This window comes from Vibrio minamisatsumaniensis, from assembly GCF_050337445.1.
In the GTDB taxonomy this organism is placed as follows: Bacteria; Pseudomonadota; Gammaproteobacteria; order Enterobacterales; family Vibrionaceae; genus Vibrio; species Vibrio artabrorum.
Genome location: NZ_JAKJSY010000186.1, coordinates 1 through 703, shown reverse-complemented (window position 1 = coordinate 703; position 703 = coordinate 1). Strand labels below are relative to the sequence as shown.

1 protein-coding gene is annotated in these 703 nt (G+C 35.7%); it reads right to left on the bottom strand.

All coding sequences use genetic code 11. The annotated features are described in order from the left end of the window. Positions 1-112: 112 nt before the first annotated feature. Positions 113-517 (bottom strand): H-NS family histone-like protein, encoded by a 405-nt coding sequence (locus tag L4B77_RS20195; protein ID WP_429752632.1) that lies wholly within the window; start codon positions 515-517, stop codon positions 113-115. Between the last annotated feature and the right edge of the window lie 186 nt (positions 518-703).

The following is a 703-nucleotide window of genomic DNA, read 5'->3' as shown; positions in this document are numbered from 1 at the left end:
CCTTTTTTGTTTCTAAATATTTCAAACTCACCATTAATATTTACATTGGCAATTTCAATATTAATTATCTTGCTTAGTGCGTAACTGAGTAAAGACTAATTAAATAAGATATTTAGATAGCAAACTCTTCTAGAGATTTACCAGCATCGAGTTGCTCTTGGATAGCTGAAGGCGTACGGCCTTGACCTGTCCACGTTTTTTCATTGCCATTGCCATCTACATATGTGTATTTAGCTGGACGTGGCGCACGTTTAGCTGTTTTTGTTTTGGCTTCGCCAGAAAGTGCCGCAATAAGATCTGCAACATCAATTCCGTCTTTTGCAATCTGTTCAGCTATAGCAGAAAGCTTCGCTTCTTGCTCTTCTTTAGCCGCGCGTTCTTCAGCTTCAGACTCTTGACGCTCTTGTACAACAATAGTCAGCTTGTCTAGTGCTTCCTCTAATTGCTCAAGAGTTAATTCACGTGAGAATGCACGAAGGCTACGGATGTTCAATAAAGTTTTTGTTAATTCAGACATGATATTTCCCATCAAGATAAAATAAATAATACAGCTAATAATAAACAGAGCTTGGGAATAAAACAAATAGTATTTCTCGTATTACATGCCTAAATATATAAAGTGGGATGAATATTTGAAATCGACGGGTACCTTCTATTGTATTAATAACAATTGTTAATATTATCTAAAACAATGATATGTGAC

Bases quoted from the DNA above. Each gene is read 5' to 3' on its own strand.
- L4B77_RS20195 (WP_429752632.1), bottom strand. From the start codon at position 517: ATGTCTGAATTAACAAAAACTTTATTGAACATCCGTAGCCTTCGTGCA.